This is a genomic window from Acinetobacter venetianus RAG-1 = CIP 110063, assembly GCF_000368585.1.
In the GTDB taxonomy this organism is placed as follows: domain Bacteria; phylum Pseudomonadota; class Gammaproteobacteria; order Pseudomonadales; family Moraxellaceae; genus Acinetobacter; species Acinetobacter venetianus.
This window is the reverse complement of record NZ_KB849558.1, coordinates 1783933-1804645: the sequence shown is the minus strand read 5'-3', so window position 1 is coordinate 1804645 and position 20713 is coordinate 1783933. Positions and strand designations below refer to the sequence as shown.

Genomic DNA, 20713 nt, shown 5'->3' with positions numbered 1-20713 from the left:
TTTTATTTGGATAATAAAGTGTATTTGTATAAAAATAATACAAAATATCTACATTAAAGTTGAATAAAAAGAATGAAAATTAAATTTAAATATATGTTTTATATTAATAAATAGTGTTGAATATGTCACATAATTTAAGCGGTAAAGTATTTATTATGCATTCTGAGAATGCTGATCCTGAACAGCACTGGTATCTATGGTTGGATCATCAGTTAAAACGCTTAGATGTTGACGTAGAGCGTATTTTTTTGGCAGATGCAAATCATCCTGATGCTGAGGTTTGGCAGACTTGTCTTGAAGCACAATGCAATAATTTAAATGATCAGAGTATTGTGATTGCACATGGTCTTTCATGTCTCGCAACGGTGCGGTTTCTAGCAAAAAAGTTGCAGCAGACAAATATAAAAGCAGGCTTATTTTTAGCAGGATTTAACGAGCGAGTGCCTCAACATCCCGAATTTGATGCATTTGTTCAAGCGTCAAGTTTTGAGAGTGGAATATTAAGAGCCAACATCTTGCGACGTATTGTATTTTTTTCGAGTAATGACCCAGTTGTTCCAGTGCCATTAACTTTTAAATTTTCACATATGTTAAATGCCCAGTTGATTGAGGTTGCTCAAGCAGGGCATTTTCGTGCTGAGGATGGCTATGCTGAATTTCCTCAATTATTGGATATTCTTCAGACCTTACTCAAAGCTGAATTAAACTGAACATAGTGCTTCAGTCCTTTAAGTAATAGATCTGACTCTACTTGAGGTTGATAATGACTCAGGAATTTGGCAAATAAATGAGCATCACCACCTGTGAGAATAAGATGCTTAGGTGATTGCTGCATAATTTGATCAATCGTACTAATCAAACCCAATAAAATTCCATGATGAACGGCATCAACCGTATTATGGCCTGGATTTAAATTATCGAAGGCAGAATCTGGAATTTTAATTCCTTTAGTATTCTGAATCAGGGAGTCTCGTTGTAAGTATAAATTTGGCAGAATATAACCACCTAAATGCTGAAAGCCTTCAACTAAATCAATTGTTAAAGCCGTACCGCACCCGATAATACAAAAGTTTTGATCAACTTTCGCCATCGCGAGTACTTGTAACCAGCGATCAATCCCCAATTGGCTCGGCACATCATAGCCACATTTCAGACCTGCATATTCAGCATGTACTTTGGCAAAGATCACAGGAATATTTAGAATATCTAAGATCAATTGAATACGTTGATTATTTTCAGGATCTAAAACAGAGGAAATACCCACGCGACTGAGATTTTGATGTCGGAAGTGTTGTATGAGTCCAAGCAATAAGTCAGCTGGAGATTGTAGATGTAACTCAGCAGCATGCTCAATCACTTGATCTTGTTCAGTGATCCAGTATTTTAAGCGTGTATTTCCAATATCGAGCCATAAGCTTTTCATAATGGACTGCTTTCCTTATAGTGAAACCAAGCGTAGACGCCCTTGATAAAATTGCTGTGCCTGATCAGTGTGGATAATCACAGCGCCGTCATTGGATATTCCTTGAAAAATACCCCGAACTTTACCTTTGGCATGTTCAAATTCGACTTCTTGATTTAACCAAATTGCATGATGATTAAAACGTTCTGCCAAATTATAGCTGCCATGTTCAAACCATTGTGCTGCTTGTTGAATAGCCGTGTAAAGTTCAGCAATCAATGTTAAACGATCAATCTGATGTAAACCTAACATTGCTAGAGAGGTGATCGGTTGATCAGCATTTTCAACTGGAGGAGTGTTGAGATTTAAGCCAACTCCGATGATTGCCTGATGAGCAGAGAGTGGTTCGACGAGAATTCCGCCCCATTTCCCTTGTGGACTATATAAATCGTTTGGCCATTTAACCTGCAACGTTAAACCGTGTAAGCTAGGCATTTGTAAAATATTCAGTGCAATTTCAAGTGCAAGGCGACCGTCGAGTGCTGTTTTAGTTTGAATCAGTGTGCTGAAATAAATATTCCCTTCAGGAGATGACCATTGACGATGGTGTTGACCACGTCCTTGCGTTTGTTGTGCACTGCACACCAGTCCTGTCGTAATGCCTTTTTGTGCAATTTCACGCATATCATCATTGGTCGATGTGGTGGTGGTTTTAAGTAACACCACTTCTGGAAATTGATTTTTTGCGTTTAATAATTGCTGTAACTGGCGAGTTGCGAAATCATCCATCATTTTTTACGAGTAGCGTGGTCATGAGTTTATGGAGTTAATCATATATTTGCTGATTGGTGCAATTGCTGGATTTACAGCGGGGCTATTTGGTGTCGGTGGTGGTCTAATTATTGTTCCAATTTTGTATGTCGTTTTTTCTCAAATGAATTATGACTCGAATGTGATTATGCATATTGCTGTTGGAACATCATTAGCAACAATCATAGTAACTTCAATTAGCTCTGTGATGGCTCATCATAAAAAAGGGGCTGTGTTATGGCATGTTTTTCGTAATTTAGCGCCTGGATTAGTGATAGGTTCATTTCTGGGTGCGGGCGTGGCTGACTTAATGTCAGGTCAACACTTACAACTTTTAATCGGTGTGTTCGCTGTAGCAATGGCATTTAAAATGTTTAGAGGCGCACATGCTGTAGTTGCTCCCAATCGACATTTACCTTCTGCACCTTGGCAGTTTGCTGCTGGTGGAGGAATAGGTGTTGCTTCTGCAATTTTCGGGATTGGCGGTGGGAGCTTAACCGTACCTTATCTGAATCGTCATGGCGTGGTGATGCAGAAAGCCGTTGCAACCTCTGCGGCGTGCGGATTGCCTATTGCTGCTGCTGGTGCTATTGGTTTCATGTGGTTTGGGGCTCAAGAAAAAATCGATGTGCCAAACACGATTGGTTATGTGCATGTTTATGCCTTTTTAGGTATTAGTGCGATGAGTTTTATCACTGCAAAATTAGGTGCGAAGGTTGCACATCGTTTATCACCCGCAATGTTGAAAAAATGTTTTGCAGGTTTATTAGTTTTTGTGGGCAGTTATTTTATTTATAAAGGGCTATTTTAAGCCCTTTAATTGATCAAACCATAGTGTACTTCGATGGTTGCAATTAATGTTTCGACCAATAGTAGAACATCATCCTGTTGGCGAGCGTCAATAAAAAACAATGGATAACTCAATGCTTTTTCACGCAGCCATTCTCTATACATAGAGAGGGTACGCTCTGGCTTTCGATCTATATGGCTAATGGCAATCACGATATTATTGCCGAAAGGTTGGAATGCTTGGATAAACTGATCTAAATCAAAGAGTGGATTTTCCGCAGCATGGTCAATCATTACAATCGTTCCAATCGCACCTTTGCAAATGACTGACCAAATAAAATCAAAACGATCTTGTCCTGGTGTCCCATATAGACCAACTTTTACACCATCATCTAAAGTGATTTCTCCGTAATCAATTCCTACAGTGGTAAGTAGCTTCTCATGTGATTCAATATCTGTATTCAGTGCTTCAGTACCGAGCACTTCGATTTCTGATAGAGCTTTAATCGCCGTGGACTTACCTGAACCCATCGTTCCACCAAAGACAATTTTATATTGATGTAAAATCATAAGTTTGTCCTTAATTAAAAACCCAAACGATGACGTAAGCGACCAAATAGCTTCTTCATAAAGTGTTGCTCAGTCTCGTTATGTTGTTTTTTTGGTTGATAACTCGTTTGATGGTCTTTAATGACTTTGCCGTAGTTGGTTGCTAAACATGCGCCAATAAAAAGTCTAACGTATTGTTCTGACAGATTGAGTTGAGTAGCAACCGTTGTAATTTGTGCTCCTTGTGCGAAACAAGCAGACATTCTTAAAATATTTTGGCGATCAATTTTATTTTTTGGTTGTGGCCAAATTTCGAGATAAAAACTTGAGGTGGATGCAGGGCACAACTCAATAAAATCAGGTGATGACCAGATTAAATTCCATAGCCATTGTTTTAAATCTTGTTGTTGTGAATCCGTGATCCAAGATAAGTTATTTTGCGTCGCATAGGTGTAGTTAAGGCTTAGATCGGTCGATTTGGACTGATAATCTGGACTTTGCCATAACCACTCATTGCGAGGGTCCGCAATTGCAAGCAAACCATCATTATTAAAGATCTGTATTTTACCGTTCTTAGGATTCTGAATTTCGTCTAATACATCTTTGATGTGTTTGTGTTGAATAGGCTTAGCGTTTTCAATAGCATCGAATTGCGGTTGATCTTTAAGCATAGGTGCACCAGAGAGCTTCTCATTGAGCCAATGATGCAGTGAATGAATGTGATTAATGGGTAAATAGAGGATATCATTTTCTATCAAACTGCTTTTTTCTATATTATTGATGAGTCTCAATACTTTGATATTACTATTTTTAATCAGGTTTTGAATATTGGGTGAATCCACAAAGATATGGTTAATCATCAGAATATCGAGTTGTGGTTCAGCAATATTGCTCCAATTTACTTGGATATGATTGGGAACTGCACTGATAACGCGTTCTTTCAACTCGTTCAATACTCTGAGACTCATCCCAAAAATTGCAATATTAACAGCTTGCTGAACACCCATGATGAGACTCATATTGAAGAACTGAATAATTCAGTAAAGATAAAATGTGTTTATTTTAATAAAAATATTATTTTATGTGATTTATATCAATAAAATTTTGGTGAGTGGTTCTATCTTTCAGATATTCGGTTAATCAGACTTTACAGACTTAACTTTTTGATCTTATTCGTAGAAAAATAAAGCTTCTGTTCAACTTTTTTAGAAAAAGCATGCTTTTTCATCGCGATTGGCTTAAAAAGCAATAAAATTGTCAGACAATGATATAGAATTTATGAGGCGAGATCAGTTAAAACAAAAAAGCGCAAACAGCATTGGACAATGCGTATAACAAAGATAGCGAGGGGATCATGAATCTCGATGAGGCTGATAGTCTTTCTGAACAGATTGCAAAATATATAAGTGAACAGATCATTAGTGGAGAATTGGTCGAAGGAGAGCGTATTCAAGAATTACGCATCGCTAAAGAGTTAGATGTAAGCCGTGGCTCAGTCCGAGAAGCATTGTTGATTTTGGAACGAACTTATTTGATTGAGATTTTTCCACGTCGTGGTGCAATTGTCTCTGAAATGTCAGCGCAACAAGTCAAAGCATTATTTGATACCAATGTCATGGTGTTGGGTCATATCGTGCAGAGAATTAGTGAGACTTGGCGAGTCAACGAAGCAGAGCAATTGCAGGTTCTTCTTGATCAGTTGGTGGAGTTTGTCAGAGCTGGGGATATTGAAAAGTTCTACGATGCGATTTTTAAATATTTAGCTGAACAACATGAAATGGTGGCAAACCCATATCTCATGAAGTTCTATAAAGAACTGTTGCCATCGTTACGCCGTAGCTATTTTTTAACGTTAAATACTTCTCGTCGAGAACTTCAAGAATCATTTACCCTGTTTAAGCTTGTGATTGATGCTATTTTAATCCGAAAATCACAACAAGCTGCTTTATTTATGGAAGATTTTTGTCGACACTTGCGTAACCTTGTGTTGGAATCTCTGACACGTATGAAACAGATTGAATTGGCTTGGGCTAGACGCTCACGCCGCTAGTTAGGGCAGTATGCGTTTAAGCAGTTTAAAACTTTCAGGCTTTAAATCTTTTGCCGATAGTACAACATTACATTTTAAGGCAAACCGTACTGCGGTTGTTGGGCCAAACGGTTGCGGTAAATCGAATGTTATTGATGCGATTCGCTGGGTTATGGGCGAGTCTAATGCACGCCAGCTGCGTGGCGGCAGTATGCAGGATGTCATTTTTACGGGGACAGCCAAGCGTAAACCTGTTGGTGTAGCAAGTGTAGAGCTTCGCTTTGATAATACTTATGGCAAGTTAGGTGGTGCTTATAACGCCTATAATGAGCTTGCCGTTCGCCGGCAAGTGACTCGTGAAGGCAAGTCAGAATACTTCTTAAATGGTACGCGTTGTCGTCGTCGTGATATTACCGATATTTTCTTGGGGACGGGGTTAGGCCCACGTTCTTATGCAGTAATTGAGCAGGGCATGATTAACCGTCTTGTCGATGCTAAACCAGAAGAAATGCGAGTGTTTATTGAGGAGGCGGCTGGCGTTTCTCGTTATCAAGCACGTCGCCGTGAAACGCTACAACACTTAGAACACACTGAACAAAATCTCGCACGGCTAGACGATATTGCAGCAGAGCTAAAATCCCAACTGAGAACACTCAAGCGTCAGTCGGAAGCAGCGATTCAATACAAAACTTTAGAAGGTCAAATCAGAACGCTAAAAGTTGAGATTCTTTCTTTTCAGGCAAATCAGAGTCAGAAGCTACAACAAGAATATACTGTGGAAATGACGGAACTTGGCGAGGGTTTTAAGCTTGTTCGTTCTGAGTCCAGTACGATTGAACATGACTTAGAGGCGACCAGTGCTTTATTTCAACGTTTAATTCAGCAGTCATCACCTTTACAACTAGAATGGCAACAAGCAGAGAAAAAGTTAGCTGAATTGAAAATGACGCTGGAGCAGAAGCAAAGCTTATTTCAGCAAAATAGTAGTAGTTTGGTACAGCTAGAACAGCAAAAAGTACAAACCAAAGAACGTTTACAGTTATCTGAACTACAAGTTGAAACCTTAACCACTCAATTTGATGAGCAAAATGAGCAATTACTTGAGTTGGAACAACAGACTCAATCTGCTGAACAAAATGTAAGTGATGTTCAGGTACAGCAAAAGCAAGCTCAACAACAATTTGAACAACTGAAAGCACAAGTCGATCAGCAACAACAAAAAACGTTGCAGATGGCAGCGCAAATTGAACAGTTAGGCAAAAATGTGCTGCGGATTGAACAGCAAAAGCAAACTGTGCAGACTCAAGCGAGTCAAATTCGTGCACAAGTTCAAGATGATGAGCAGGAACAGCTTGAGCAATTACAACAACAACTTCAACAAGAAATTATTGCATTAGAAACTGCAATTGAGCAGTTACAGCAGGATGTTCAGAAAGAGCAAGATCAACAACAGATTTATAAGACCGATGTACAGAACCTAAAAACAGAGATTCAGGTTTTATTGGCAGAACAAAAGAACTTAAATCAATTGGTCGCAAAGCAAAGTCCCAAGCATGATCAAAATGTGGTTCGATTGATGCAAAGCTTGCGTTTAACTGCGCAAGGTAAAATGCATGCTGCTATTATTGAAAAGTTCTTGGCCAAATGGTTACAAGCGCAAGTGTTGCATGATGAGCAGTCATTTCAGGGAGGAGTTGCTCGCCAACTTAAATCTTCAAAGCAGCAATCTGTTCGAGTTGCCAATTTCACTTGTTTGAGTGACTACATTGAAGCACCACAGTCTTCACTTTGGGCAAATGTAACCGTTGCAGATGATTTAGCGATAGCATTAGATCATCAAGCCGAACTCCATCAGTCTCAATCGATTGTAACGCTAGATGGTTATCATGTCGGTGCAGATTGGGTGATTGGTTTACACTACGACGAAGACAGCCAAAGTGCGCAGGGGATGTTGAGTCATCAAGTCCGTTTAGAGGAGATTCAACAGCAACTCGAAGAAAAGCAGCCGCAGTTAATTGATTTAGAAAATCAATTTGCAGAATATCAGCAAGATTTACAGCGACAGCAACAAAATCTGCAACAGCAGCAGCTCACACTAAAACAAAAGCAAAAAGAGCTGCAACAGTTAGATGTACAGGTTGCTAAATTGCAAAGCACAGCTCAGGCTTTTGTATTACAACAGCAACAATTGGCAGATCAACTTAAACAGCTCGATGTACAGCTTGAGGAAGATGCCATGCAGCGTGATGATCTTGAGATTGATCTACATGCACTGGCATTGAAATTAGAAGCCGTATTGCCGAATTATAAGACCTTACAATTTCAAGTCGAAAATTTGAATGAACAATTGGATGAGCAACAGCAACAACTCACGCAACAGCAACAACAACGTGAAGCATTGCGCCGTCAGACGTCTCAAGCCAATCAGCAAATTGAGTTATTAGAGAAAGATATTTCATTTCTAAAAACTCAATATCGACAAATTATTGAACAAATTGAACAGGCGAAGAAATTTGTAGATCCAATTCAACTCGAGTTACCAAATTTAGAGTCTCAATTCCAAGAGCAGTTCCAACAAACTGAAAAGTTGCAAAAAAATTGGAATGAATGGCAGCTCGAATTGAATCAGGTACAAGAGAAGCAACAACAATTAACGGAACAGCGTCATCTAGCACAACAGAAAGATGAGCAAGTACGTGAATTGCTTGAGCAAAAACGTTTGGCGTGGCAAGCAGCAAAATCAGATCGAGAACACTATTTAGAGCAGTTGAAAGAATTAAATACTGAAGCTTTAAATGATGTTTCGATTGAAATTAAAGAACATCAGCAAAAACTCGAAAAAGCTCAACAGCAATTTGAAAAAATTGGTGCTGTAAATTTAGCTGCCTCACAAGAGTATGAGGAGGTTTTGCAGCGTTTTGATGAGCTTAGTCACCAAATGCAAGATTTGGAAAATACCGTCGAGCAGCTTAAAGGTGCGATGAAGAGTATTGACCAAGAAACGCGTAAGTTGTTTATGACCACTTTTGATCAAGTCAATCAAGAGTTACAACTGCTATTTCCAAAAGTGTTTGGTGGTGGTGAAGCGACTTTAAGCCTTGAAGATGATTGGCAATCTGGCGTGAAGTTGATGGCACGTCCACCCGGCAAGCGGAATAGTTCTTTAGCATTGCTTTCAGGTGGTGAAAAGACGTTAACGGCTTTGGCTTTGGTCTTTGCGATCTTTAGATTAAACCCAGCGCCATTCTGTGTTTTGGATGAAGTTGATGCACCACTTGATGATGCCAACGTACAGCGGTATTGTAATTTGGTAAAAGAGCTTTCTGAACAAGTGCAATTCATTTACATTACACATAATAAATTGGCAATGACAATGGCAACTGATTTACTGGGAGTGACCATGCCAGAGCCAGGCACATCAAAATTAGTGACTGTCGATTTAGAACAGGCAAAAGAATACGGGTTAGTTGCGGAGTCTTAGTATGGAAATGAATACAATAATAGGCATTGTTATCGCCGTTGTGATTATGCTCGTTGGTTTAGTGATGATTTTAAGAAAACCAAAACCAGTTGAGCCGTCACTAGAAGCTGATTTACATATTAATCCAGAAAGTCAGCAGCCAGTGATCCCGCGCCATGTTCGTGATCAACTTCAAACTGAGGCAGTCACCGCTGCAACTGCACGAGTAGAACCAAGTTTTAAAGTGGAGTCAGCAGAAGCACAAGTAGAAACTCCTGAGCCTGTCGTAATTGTTGAAGAAAAAGTAGATGTTGTTGCTGAACAAGAAGATACAAAAACAAGAACTGAAGCTGTGGCTGAACAGATTGAAGAAAAACAAATCAATGCTGAGGTCGAAATTGAGGCTGAAGCGGTTGATAAAGTTGCAACTTTAGAGACGTCAGAAAAGTCAGACGAAGAAAAATCAGAAGCTGAGCTTAGTTTAAATCCAAATATTGAAACTGTTGCTATTGAAGAGTTTGATGGTGAAAGCAATATCTTGGATGTACATTTACATGAACAACAACGTTATGATGATGAAAGTGCTTTAGCAACCGCTGAACAGATTATTGCCTTGAATGTATATCCGAATCCACGCCGTGCATTGTCAGGTGATAAAGCCTTAAAAGTACTGTTGAAATATGGCTTACGTTTCGGTGAAATGTCATGCTTCCATCGCTATGAAAATACTGATGAACCAAGTGCTTTGATGTTCTCTGTATTACGCATGACGGATAATGGCCCAGCAGGTTTCGATTTAGAAACTTTATCGGGTGAGCAGGTACAAGGCTTAGCGTTCTTCCTTGCGTTGCCAAATAGTAAAGCGGTTACAGGTTATGACATGATGACCAGTATTGCAGGCTTAATTGCGCGTGAAGTGGATGGTAAGGTCTACGACGAAAACAATTTAGAGTTTACACCGCAGTTGAAAGAACATTGGCGTCATCATGTGATTGATTATCGTCCAAATCAAGCAACAGCTTAATGAATCTTTTATAATAAATTCAGTGAAAAGTTATAGGGCGGTTTTTCCGCCCTTTTATATGGTGAAATTTAAATGGAACACAACTCAGTTATTGAGCAAATGCGTCAGTTGATTCAACTGATTGCAAAACATAATCATGCTTACTATGTGATGGATCAACCTTCCATTTCAGATAGTGAATATGACCATTTATTTCATCAGCTTAAAGCCTTAGAACAACAATATCCAGAATGTATTCAGGCTGATACACCAACCAATAAGGTGGGTGGTCAAGCACTATCAAAATTTGAAAGCGTGACCCATGCAGTCCCAATGTTGTCATTGGGTAATGTCTTTAATCAAGAAGACTTGTTTGCTTTTGCTCGTCGTATTGATGAGCGTCTACCGAATCAAAAAGTTCAATACGATGTTGAACTTAAACTCGATGGTTTAGCGATTTCACTGTGGTATGAAAATGGTGTGTTGGTTCGTGGTGTAACTCGTGGTGATGGTGAAACAGGTGAAGACATTACTCAGAATGTAAAAACCATTCGGAATCTACCTAAAGTATTATCAAGTCAGCATCAAGCCATTCCAGATTTCTTGGAAGTTCGTGGTGAAGTCTTAATGCCTAAATCGGGTTTTGAAAAGCTCAATGCTGACCAAGAGGCGAAAGGAGAAAAAACCTTTGCCAATCCGCGTAATGCTGCGGCAGGGAGTTTAAGACAGCTTGATCCAAATGTTGCTGCTTCGCGCCCATTGGCGTTCTATGCGTATGGCATCGCACAGTGTGTCCCAAATCATGGTTTGGCTACGATGCACGATAGTTTGCATTGGCTGACCAAATTTGGTTTTGAAATTGCCGAACGTCAATTCCTGTGTGCTTCGATTGAGGAAGTACAACAGCGTTATGAACAAATTCAACAGGAGCGCCCAAATCTTAAAGTCGAAATTGATGGCATGGTGATTAAGGTGGACAGCCTTAAACAGCAACAACAACTCGGCTTCCTAAGTCGCGAACCGCGTTGGGCAACGGCATATAAATTCCCAGCACAAGCCGCTTTAACCAAAGTTGAGAATATTGACTGGCAAGTGGGCAGAACAGGAACTTTAACGCCTGTTGCACGTTTAGCACCTGTTTTCGTAGGTGGTGTGACTGTATCGAATGTGACCTTACATAACATTGGTGAAATCCACCGTTTAGATGTACGTGTAGGTGATACTGTGAGCGTCTACCGTACTGGCGATGTGATTCCAAAAGTGGAAAAAGTTTGGGCTGAGTTTCGACCTGCCGATGCTGAAATTGTGCATCTTCCTAGCAATTGTCCAGTCTGTGATTCACCTGTGGTCATGCCAGAGGGGGAAGCGTTGGCACGTTGTTCGGGTGGTTTGTATTGTGCAGCGCAGCGTATTGAGGCTATTCGACACTTTGTTTCACGTAAAGCGATGGATATTGAGGGCTTAGGTGATCGTTGGGTAGAATCACTATTACATCTCGACTTACTTAAAGACGTGGCCGATATTTATCACCTACATGAACATCGCGACACACTTTTAACCATTGAAAAAATGGGTGAGAAGTCTGTTCAAAACCTGATTGATGCAATTGAAGCCAGCAAGAAAACGACCTTGGCACGTTTTATTTATGGTCTAGGTATTCGCGGGGTTGGTGAGACAACAGCGCGTATGTTGGCGAATACTTTCCAGACATTTGAAGCATTGAAAGCAGCTGATATCGAAGCACTCAAGAAAACTCCTGATGTCGGTGATATTACTGCGGAATGGATTGCAGACTTTTTCCAAGCTCCACATAACATTGAGGTGTTAGATCGATTGCTTGCAGCAGGAATTCATTGGGATGCGCCGACAGCACCAACACGCCAGCCTTTAAATGGCGAGAGTTGGGTGGTGACTGGAACCTTAGAAAGTATGGGACGTGATGAAGCAACACAGAAATTGCAGGCATTAGGTGCACGCGTGAGTGGCAGTGTTTCGAGTAAAACAAAATGTGTGGTTGCGGGTGAAAAAGCGGGAAGTAAGCTAGACAAGGCGCAGAAGTTAGAAATTCGAGTAATGAATGAACAAGAGTTTCTGGAGTTTTTAGCTCAGTATGAGTCTTAACTTTTATGACTTGAGTTGTGCTATGGAGTTTAGAATGAAAAAGGCGGCATAAATGCCGCCTTTTTCATTTATTAAATATATTTTTTCACGATCCCATCATCTAGCAATTGCTGAAAATGCTCACAAACGCTCTCACGAATATCGCGGTATTGAATTCCCAACTCATTTACACTGCGTTCAGCATTAAAGTAAATCGGATAGCCCATATTGAGTTTTACAAACTGACGAGAATGTCCGAGCATTGGTGCAATCAGTGAGAATGCTGTTTTTGGTACAGTAAAATGTGGGAAAGGATATTTATAACCAAACTTTTGCGTTAATGCTTTACCCATTTCAAGTAAGCTTAATGTTCCACCACAGATGATATAGCGGCCTTTGGCTTGTGGATCTAAAGCGGCTTTCACATGTGCATCAGCAACATCTCGTACATCAACAATGCCATTCCACATTGGCGGCACACCGAATAGAGTCGTACCATTGCCGAACTGTTGCAATACTTCAATACTACCTGATTGGCTTGCATCGGTCAGTGACGGCCCCATAACCAGTGCTGGATTAATACAAACTAAACTCCAACGACTTTGCTGATCTGCAATCTCCCATGCTTTGCGTTCAGCAGCCACTTTTGAATATGAGTAGGGTTGATGCGTTTCGTTGCTGGTGTTATTCCAGTCATTTTCATCAAACTCATTATTTGAAGTATCTAGAATTTCAATTGCATCACCATAGGTCGAAGCAATGCTTGAAGTGAGTACCACACGTTTAACGGATTCAGTACGGTTGACACTATTGAGGACGTTTTCAGTACCTTTGACTGCAGGCTCAATAATGTCTTTTACCGCATCTTTATAATTAGTCACAACGAAAGGTGATGCGGTATGAATCACCACCTCACAGCCTTGCATTGCATCATCAAAAGAATTTGGATCAAGTAAATCTGCTTTGAAAAATTGGATTTGTCCAGATGACTTCTCGGCGATGTCATAAAGATGTTGGATTTTATTGGTTTTAGATGGATCACGAACCGTCGCATTCACCTTATATCCTTGATTTAATAGCCGTTCAATAATCCAGCCAGCGATATAACCCGTTGCTCCAGTGACCAAGATTGGTGTGCTTTTATTCATTTCTTTTCCACATTGTATTTTTGTGATTGCTCTTATTTAGCGAATTTTGCTTAAAGAAACAACAGCTGGCCAGTCATTTTTTTAAGTTTATTGATTAAAACGAAGGGTTAAATAAGAAGCATTGTGAATGGTTACAAAAATGAAAATAAACGTTTTCTTCATAAATTATGGGTTTAGGATCAAGATGTTCGTTTGCAAGCGCTTATTTTACTTCAATAATTTTACTTAATTAAAACTGTAAATGCGTATGTTTCTCATTTTAATTTTATAAAAATCATAAACTTACACAAATTTAACTTTGCAATTATATTTTAACTTGCACATAATAGTGGCATTCGATAGGAGTAAGTATTATGCGTGGCAATCCAGAAGTCATCGACTATTTAAATATGCTCATTGGCGGTGAGTTGGCTGCTCGTGATCAATATTTAATTCATTCAAGAATGTACGAAGATTGGGGCTTAGGTAAGATTTACGAACGTATTGATCATGAGATGCAGGAAGAAGCTTCTCATGCTGATGCAATCATTCGTCGTGTTTTGTTTTTAGGTGCTCAACCGAATATGAATCGTGAAGACATTAATGTTGGAAACGATGTTGTAAGCTGTTTAAAAGCTGATTTAGCGCTTGAATATCATGTTCGTGAGAAACTGGCGACAGGAATTAAGCTTTGTGAAGAGAAAGGCGATTATATTAGCCGTGATATGCTTCGTCAGCAGCTTTCTGATACAGAAGAAGACCATACTTATTGGTTAGAAAAACAATTACGTTTAATTGAGTTAATTGGTTTACAGAACTATATTCAATCGCAGATCTAATATTCTAAATCAATAAAAAAACTCAGCTTAGTGCTGAGTTTTTTATTTCCGCATTTACTTTTTCGTTTGAGCGTCTTTCAAGTCTTTAAGTACCTGATCCGCATGGGTTTGTGTGTTGACACTGGTGTAGTGATACATAATCGCACCCTGAGGATTAATTAGAAAACTCTCTCTTTTAGCAATTTTTGCAATCCCAAAATTTCTTACAATCCCAAACTTTCCGGCAAGTTCACCTTTGTCATCAGCCAGAATAGGAAATGGCAAGCCAAGTTTTTCTGAAAACTTTTGGTGTGAAGCGACATCATCTAAACTTACCCCTAAAACGACAGCATTTGATTTTATAAATTGAGGGTAGAGTGACTTGAACTGATTGGCCTCTTGTGTACAGCCTGCTGTGTTGTCTTTAGGATAAAAATAGAGCACGATCCATTTACCTTTATACTGATTCAAAGTATGCCATTTACCACTTTGATCCTGTAGTTTAAAGTCAGGTGCGGATTGTCCAACCCATTCTTTCTGCGCGGTATTTTTTGAGGAAAATAAGTTACTTTGTGCTACGGTTAGACTTGGATAAGTCATTAAAAATAGTGAGCTACAAAGAATAAGAACTTTGGATTTTATCGTATTCATCATTTTGATCTCAAAGTGTAATCGCACATATTTTAGCAAATTGAAGTGGGGTGGCTAGGAAAAATAACGAATATATGCGATGTTTTATACAAAATGATTGTTCAATCAAAAGGTATGCGTTTGTCTAAGAAGATTTTACTGATCACAGGATGGGGTGGTGGAGCCGAATTATTACAACCTTTGCATGAAGCATTGCAACAGCAAGGACATTGTGTAGATCGAATTAATATTTTCAATGCCTTAGATGAGCAAGTCTTGCAACAACAAGTTGAATATGCAAGAGCGTTTGATGTAATTCTTGGATGGTCGCTGGGTGGACAACTTGCAACATTATTAGTCCATCAAATGGAAAAACAATATGAAGAAGAGAAGATTTTAATTACTTTAGCTTCAAATCCTTGTTTTGTAGTGCAAGAAAACTGGTCGACTGCAATGCCTATTGAAACATTCCAACAGTTCAAACAATCATTTGAGCAGGATGCGATTACAACTTTAAAACGCTTTGGTTTACTTGTTTGCCAAGGTGCGGATACTGCAAGAAAAGATTTTTTAGCAATGCAAAAGTTGATTCGTCCACAGCCGATTGCGTTATTGAAGCAAGGCTTACTGATGTTGGAACAAATCAATTTGGTTGAGATGTATGAAAACTATCAAGGTGATCAGCTTCATGTGATTGCGGAGCATGATGCTTTAGTTCCTTACCAAGTTGTGCAAAATATTCAGAATTTAGCTGCAAAGAATCTATATGTTGTTTCGATTTATGGTGCTTCACATGGTTTTCCATGCTTCATGGTTGAACAGACTGTGCAAATAATTAAGGATTTTATTCAATAGACGGTTTAATCTTGCTTGAATTGAAAGTTCTCGCAATTTATTTTAGGTTTTGACACGTTTAAGATAGTTGGCCTTTGTCGGTTATGGCAACGTTATTGTATTGTGCAAATATATGACCTTACTTTTGAAGGATCAAAAGTAAGCAAAAATCCTTTGTTGAGCTGACGGCACATCCTTGATGCCGCAGCTCAACGGGCGGCATCCATGCCGCCTCTGCGATTGTAGATATTTTCGTGCATTTAATTGGCTTAGGATAAAATGAGGAGTGAATAAAGGATGACCGATTTATTTGATTTAGAACATATATGGCATCCCTATACTTCGATGTTAAATCCACTACCAACCTTTAAAGTGAAACGTGCTTATGGTGCAACGATTGAACTAGAAGATGGTCGAACTTTAGTTGATGGCATGTCGTCATGGTGGTGTGCGATTCACGGTTATAACCATCCTGAGCTGAATCAAGCGGTTGCAGATCAATTACAGAACATGGCGCATATCATGTTTGGCGGTCTAACCCATGAACCTGCGATTGAATTGGGCAAATTATTATTAAAAATTACGCCGCCGAACTTAGATAAGATTTTCTATGCAGATTCAGGTTCTGTTGCTGTAGAAGTGGCTTTAAAAATGGCAGTTCAATATTGGGCTGCATTGAATCAGCCTAAGAAAACAAATTTTATTACTACACGTTCTGGCTATCATGGTGATACATGGAATGCGATGTCTGTCTGTGATCCAGTCACGGGGATGCATCAGATTTTTGGTAGTAGTTTACCGAGTCGAATTTTTGTTCCTGCGCCACAAAGCCGTTTTGATGGTGAGTGGAATCCACAAGATATTCAAGAGCTCAAACACCAGATCGAACAGCATCATCACAGCATTGCTGCACTAATTATTGAGCCAATTGTGCAAGGTGCAGGTGGGATGCGTTTTTATCATCCTGAATATTTGCGCCAAGCCAAAGCTTTGTGTGAGCAGTACAATTTATTGTTCATCTTTGATGAAATTGCCACTGGTTTTGGGCGTACAGGCAAAATGTTTGCTTGGGAGCATGCACAAGTTGAACCCGATATCATGTGTATCGGTAAAGGTTTGACTGGAGGCTATATGACATTATCTGCAACATTAACGACTAAACAAGTGGCTGAAACCATTAGTCGTGGCGAAGCGGGCGTGTTCATGCATGGTCCAACCTTTATGGCGAATCCTCTGGCTTGTGCTGTTGCTTTGAGAAGCACTCAATTATTGGTTGAGCAAGATTGGCAGAGCAATATTCAACGTATTGAAAAGATCCTTGTTGAGCAATTAAGTGATTTAGTACAGCTTGATCACGTTGCCGATGTACGGGTTCTAGGTGCGATTGGTGTAGTTGAATTAACATCTAATGTCGACATGAAAACCTTTCAGCAACAGTTTGTGGAACGTGGCATTTGGGTACGACCATTTGGAAAGTTGGTTTATGTGATGCCGCCATATGTGATTAGTGATGATGAACTGAACTATTTATTAACACATTTGACTGAAGTGGTGAAAAGTATGCAAGGAGCAGATGTCAATGTCCTTGCTTAATCATTATGCCGAGCAGCTTGATCAACTCAAGCAACAAGGTAATTTTCGACAATTTACTTCAAATCAACAGCATGGACGATTTATTACCATTCAAGATCGAACCATGTTGAATTTAGCTTCCAACGATTATTTGGGCTTAGCTGCTGATCTAAAGTTGAGAGAAGAATTTCTTGATACTTTAAAAATCGAACGGATATTATTTAGTTCATCATCATCGCGCTTACTGACAGGTAATTTTGCAGAATATGAACAATTTGAGAATAGCCTAAGCAAAACTTTTGGTCGTGCTGCATTACTTTTCAATAGTGGCTACCACATGAATATTGGTATTTTGCCTGCGCTTGCTGATAGCAAAACCATTATTTTGGCGGATAAACTTGTACATGCCAGTATGATTGATGGTATCAGATTGTCTACGGCGCAATATGTGCGTTATCGACATAATGATTTGCAGCATTTGGAACAGTTATTGCAAAAGTATCATCACGATGAGCAGATTGAACGCGTTATTGTAGTGACTGAAAGTATTTTTAGTATGGATGGCGATGAGACTGATTTAGCAGCCTTAGTTCAGTTAAAACAGCGTTTCCATAAAACCATGTTATATGTGGATGAAGCACATGGCATTGGTGTGAGAGGCAAGCAGGGTTTAGGTTGTGCTGAGCAATATGCAGTATTGGATCAGATCGATTTCTTGGTTGGGGCACTTGGTAAAGCGATGGCTTCGGTTGGGGGATATATCATTTGTGATTCAATCATTCGTGATTATCTGATCAATAAAATGCGACCTTTGATTTTTAGTACTGCATTACCGCCAATTTCGATGGCTTGGTCTGACTTTATTTTTAATAAAATGTTGAGCATGCAGCAGCAACGTCAGCATTTGGCTGAAATGAGTCAATATTTACAACACGCTGTGATTGAGAAAGGTTTTTATAGTCCATCCAGTAGTCATATTATTCCGATTATTGTCGGTGAGAGCCAAGCTGCAATCGAAAAGGCGAAGTATGTGCAGCAACAGGGCTTTTATGCCATGCCTGTCCGTCCGCCAACCGTGCCGCAAAATAGTTCACGTTTAAGAATATCTTTAACTTCTTTGGTGCAAAAAAAGGAGTTAGAACAATTGGTGGAGTGTTTGTGAGCGTCAATAAAGCACTGGTTGCCCAAAGATTTGCTAAAGCAGGGCAAAGTTATGTTGAACATGCCGTGACGCAAAAGCAGATCAGTAAAGAACTATTTGAATATCTCAAAACTTATTGTCCGAAAAACTTGGATTCAGTCCTTGAGATCGGTTGTGGTTCGGGAAATTTAACCCGCTTATTTCAATCTTATTTTCAAACGAAGAATCTTTATTTAAATGATCTATATAAAGATGTGGATCAACATTTTTCTGATCTGGAAAAGATACACTGGCTGATCGGTGATATTGAGCAACTTCAACTCCCTCATTCACTTGACGCAGTAATTTCAAGTTCTGCTTTACAATGGATGGTTGATCTACCTGCATTATTACAACGAATTCATAATGCTTTAAAACCGAAAAGCTATTTTGGTTTCTCAACATTTGGTGAAAATAATTTAATCGAAATAAAAAAGCTGACTGGGCAAGGTTTAAATTATTATTCTAGTGAAGTATTGAAACAGAAACTTGAAGAAAATGGCTTTGAGATTGTGTTTATACAAGAAGAACAGAAAAATCTATATTTTGATGATCCTAAATTAGTGCTGCATCATCTAAAAGCGACGGGGGTGACTGCAACAGCAAAGTCACATCGTTGGACCAAGCAATCTTTACAGCAGTTTTATTCTGATTATCAACAGTTCTATGATGAGCATGGTTTTCGCCTAACTTATCATCCGATTTACGTGATTGTAAGAAAAAAATAAGTATAAGAGGTATATATTAAAAGTGCTTAAAGACGAGTTAACTTCAGAAAATATGATCAAGTATGCTGGTTATTCAATTATAGTTAGCCTGTTTTTGCTTATATTTTATGAGTTTGAATTTGGAGTAATGATACTGGTAACTGGTATTTCATTAGGTATATTTGGTTTTTTTACAAAAAAGTATAGTAATAAGTTATTTATTTTTTTATTAAAAATTATATTGATGATTTTTGTTGGTTACTCTATATATTTTTCATTTGAGATTTCATCATATATGCAACTAAAAGCACCAATTCAAAAAATATGTGGTCTTGTTAAAAATATAAATATCTCAAACAGTAGACATACACCAAATACATTTGAGCTAGTAGGTGAACAAAAAGTAGTCACTTTTTTATATTATCAAGAGAATAAAGAGCTGCTTTCATCATCAAATATTTGTATTGAATATGCTTTTGATGATCGATGGGAAAGTTATCCTCGTGTTTTTAAAATTGAACCTGAATCGATCCATTAAATGTAAAGTGAAAGAAAAGAGATGAAAGGTATTTATTTTGTCAGCGGTATTGATACAGAAATTGGGAAAACTTATGCCACAGGTTATCTCGCCAAACTTTGGACTGAACAAGGGCAGCGAGTTATTACCCAAAAATTAGTTCAAACGGGTAATATAGATATCTCTGAAGATATTGAAAAACACCGTGAAATTATGGGTAGTGGCTGGTTTCAGGAAGATCATGAAAAATTGACCATGCCTGAAATTTTTACTTATCCTGCCTCGCCGCATTTAGCCACACGTTTAGATGGACGAGACTTAGATTTCGCGAAAATTGAAGTTGCGACTAAAAAATTGGCTCAGCGGTTTGAGGTGGTGTTGTTAGAAGGTGCTGGCGGTTTGATGGTGCCTTTAACCACAGAATTGTTGACTATTGATTATATCGCTCAGCATCAATTTCCTGTGATTTTAGTGACTTCTGGGCGTTTGGGAAGCATTAATCATACTTTACTCAGTTTAGAGGCTTTAAAAAATCGTGGTTTGAAATTGCATGCTTTGGTATATAACTTAAAGGATGAATCGAAAGATCCACTTATTTCTAAAGATACAGCGGATTATTTAAAAAGTTATTTAGCGAAGCATTTTCCTGATGCTCAATGGATTGAGTTAGAAAAGTTTTAAAATGGAAAACTTATTTAAAGAACTGATTAATGAAATAAAAAAAGATTGGACAATTCCAAAACATATAGATGCCATCTCTCGCGACCTACTTTTCAGGTGCCGATTTTTTCATGGTTTTATCGGGATAGATGAGCTTCTTATTGATTTACCAATAGAGTTTGTTGAGTTCTACAAATTAGCAAATGGAGCTTATCTATTTGAAGATATTGTTTATGGTCAATGGGGATTGCAATTGTTTGATGCTTTTTTAATTCAAGAGAAAACACGAGATTTCATAGAAGGGAATAGTGATTATTTAAAAGGAGATTTAATTGTTGGCGAGTTTTTGGGTGACAGTGATCTTTTATTATTAAGAACTGATCCATCAAAAAATGATTATGGTTCTATGATGATTGTAACGCCATTAGATAGTAGAAATAATTGGAATAATCTTGAATTAAATTTCTATAATTTTATTACAGAGTATGTGAGTGAATTAGGGCAAAAATTTTGGGAATAAGAGAGG

Annotated in this window: 20 protein-coding genes; 14 read left to right on the top strand and 6 right to left on the bottom strand. The window is 38.7% G+C overall.

Features of this window, described 5'->3' with window-relative positions; genetic code table 11:
- Positions 1-122 precede the first annotated feature (122 nt).
- On the top strand, positions 123-710 hold the full coding sequence (locus F959_RS13995; RefSeq protein WP_004881226.1) for an RBBP9/YdeN family alpha/beta hydrolase: 588 nt from the start codon (positions 123-125) through the stop codon (positions 708-710).
- Here the strand turns inward: F959_RS13995 and F959_RS13990 are convergent.
- A complete protein-coding gene (locus tag F959_RS13990) occupies positions 680-1423 on the bottom strand; it encodes a pantothenate kinase (protein ID WP_004881224.1) in 744 nt (247 codons plus the stop codon). The genes F959_RS13995 and F959_RS13990 overlap by 31 nt on opposite strands.
- 15 nt (positions 1424-1438) lie before the next feature.
- Positions 1439-2191: a biotin--[acetyl-CoA-carboxylase] ligase gene (locus F959_RS13985; protein WP_017196620.1), complete on the bottom strand. Its 753-nt coding sequence runs from the start codon at positions 2189-2191 to the stop codon at positions 1439-1441.
- A 31-nt stretch (positions 2192-2222) separates the two neighbouring features.
- On the opposite strand from F959_RS13985, the gene F959_RS13980 reads away from it, so the two are divergent.
- The gene (locus tag F959_RS13980) at positions 2223-3023 is read left to right on the top strand and encodes a sulfite exporter TauE/SafE family protein (RefSeq protein ID WP_004881221.1); all 801 of its coding nucleotides are present in this window, start codon (positions 2223-2225) and stop codon (positions 3021-3023) included.
- A 5-nt stretch (positions 3024-3028) separates the two neighbouring features.
- Here F959_RS13980 and F959_RS13975 read toward each other — a convergent pair whose 3' ends face one another.
- Positions 3029-3571: a GTP-binding protein gene (locus F959_RS13975; protein ID WP_004881219.1), complete on the bottom strand. Its 543-nt coding sequence runs from the start codon at positions 3569-3571 to the stop codon at positions 3029-3031.
- 14 nt (positions 3572-3585) lie between these two features.
- The gene (locus F959_RS13970; protein ID WP_004881218.1) at positions 3586-4557 is read right to left on the bottom strand and encodes a hypothetical protein; all 972 of its coding nucleotides are present in this window, start codon (positions 4555-4557) and stop codon (positions 3586-3588) included.
- A gap of 347 nt (positions 4558-4904) precedes the next feature.
- Between F959_RS13970 and F959_RS13965 the strand changes: the two genes are divergently transcribed.
- From F959_RS13965 to ligA, 4 genes are all read left to right on the top strand, one after another.
- Entirely contained in the window at positions 4905-5600 is a 696-nt protein-coding gene (locus tag F959_RS13965) for a GntR family transcriptional regulator (RefSeq protein WP_004881216.1), read from the top strand.
- A gap of 10 nt (positions 5601-5610) precedes the next feature.
- Positions 5611-9060: a chromosome segregation protein SMC gene (smc, locus tag F959_RS13960; RefSeq protein ID WP_004881214.1), complete on the top strand. Its 3450-nt coding sequence runs from the start codon at positions 5611-5613 to the stop codon at positions 9058-9060.
- Position 9061: 1 nt separating this feature from the next.
- On the top strand, positions 9062-10063 hold the full coding sequence (locus tag F959_RS13955; protein ID WP_004881212.1) for a cell division protein ZipA C-terminal FtsZ-binding domain-containing protein: 1002 nt from the start codon (positions 9062-9064) through the stop codon (positions 10061-10063).
- A gap of 72 nt (positions 10064-10135) precedes the next feature.
- Positions 10136-12163 carry an NAD-dependent DNA ligase LigA gene (ligA, locus tag F959_RS13950; protein WP_004881211.1) on the top strand — a complete coding sequence of 676 codons (2028 nt, stop codon included), beginning with the start codon at positions 10136-10138 and terminating at the stop codon, positions 12161-12163.
- Between the two features lie 71 nt (positions 12164-12234).
- Here the strand turns inward: ligA and F959_RS13945 are convergent, their stop codons facing one another.
- Positions 12235-13290, bottom strand: coding sequence for an SDR family oxidoreductase (locus tag F959_RS13945; RefSeq protein ID WP_004881209.1), 1056 nt, complete (start codon positions 13288-13290; stop codon positions 12235-12237).
- Between the two features lie 353 nt (positions 13291-13643).
- On the opposite strand from F959_RS13945, the gene ftn reads away from it, so the two are divergent.
- Positions 13644-14108 carry a heteropolymeric bacterioferritin subunit Ftn gene (gene ftn / locus F959_RS13940; protein WP_004881207.1) on the top strand — a complete coding sequence of 155 codons (465 nt, stop codon included), beginning with the start codon at positions 13644-13646 and terminating at the stop codon, positions 14106-14108.
- 54 nt (positions 14109-14162) lie between these two features.
- Here ftn and F959_RS13935 read toward each other — a convergent pair whose 3' ends face one another.
- On the bottom strand, positions 14163-14741 hold the full coding sequence (locus F959_RS13935; RefSeq protein ID WP_004881206.1) for a peroxiredoxin: 579 nt from the start codon (positions 14739-14741) through the stop codon (positions 14163-14165).
- A 90-nt stretch (positions 14742-14831) separates the two neighbouring features.
- Between F959_RS13935 and F959_RS13930 the strand changes: the two genes are divergently transcribed.
- The 7 genes from F959_RS13930 to F959_RS13900 all read left to right on the top strand — a co-directional run bounded on the left by F959_RS13930 (position 14832) and on the right by F959_RS13900 (position 20707).
- Positions 14832-15572, top strand: coding sequence for an alpha/beta hydrolase family protein (locus F959_RS13930; protein ID WP_004881205.1), 741 nt, complete (start codon positions 14832-14834; stop codon positions 15570-15572).
- Between the two features lie 276 nt (positions 15573-15848).
- Positions 15849-17144, top strand: a complete 1296-nt coding sequence (bioA, locus tag F959_RS13925) for an adenosylmethionine--8-amino-7-oxononanoate transaminase (RefSeq protein ID WP_004881204.1) — start codon at positions 15849-15851, stop codon at positions 17142-17144.
- Positions 17131-18285, top strand: a complete 1155-nt coding sequence (locus tag F959_RS13920; protein WP_004881203.1) for an 8-amino-7-oxononanoate synthase — start codon at positions 17131-17133, stop codon at positions 18283-18285. The genes bioA and F959_RS13920 overlap by 14 nt, the downstream gene beginning before the upstream one ends.
- The gene (bioC, locus tag F959_RS13915) at positions 18276-19031 is read left to right on the top strand and encodes a malonyl-ACP O-methyltransferase BioC (protein WP_017196622.1); all 756 of its coding nucleotides are present in this window, start codon (positions 18276-18278) and stop codon (positions 19029-19031) included. Before F959_RS13920 ends, bioC begins: the two co-directional genes overlap by 10 nt.
- Before the next feature lie 22 nt (positions 19032-19053).
- Positions 19054-19548, top strand: coding sequence for a hypothetical protein (locus tag F959_RS13910; RefSeq protein ID WP_004881200.1), 495 nt, complete (start codon positions 19054-19056; stop codon positions 19546-19548).
- Positions 19549-19569: 21 nt separating this feature from the next.
- Positions 19570-20208, top strand: a complete 639-nt coding sequence (gene bioD, locus F959_RS13905; RefSeq protein WP_004881198.1) for a dethiobiotin synthase — start codon at positions 19570-19572, stop codon at positions 20206-20208.
- 1 nt (position 20209) lies between these two features.
- The gene (locus F959_RS13900) at positions 20210-20707 is read left to right on the top strand and encodes an SMI1/KNR4 family protein (RefSeq protein WP_004881196.1); all 498 of its coding nucleotides are present in this window, start codon (positions 20210-20212) and stop codon (positions 20705-20707) included.
- Positions 20708-20713 lie beyond the last annotated feature (6 nt).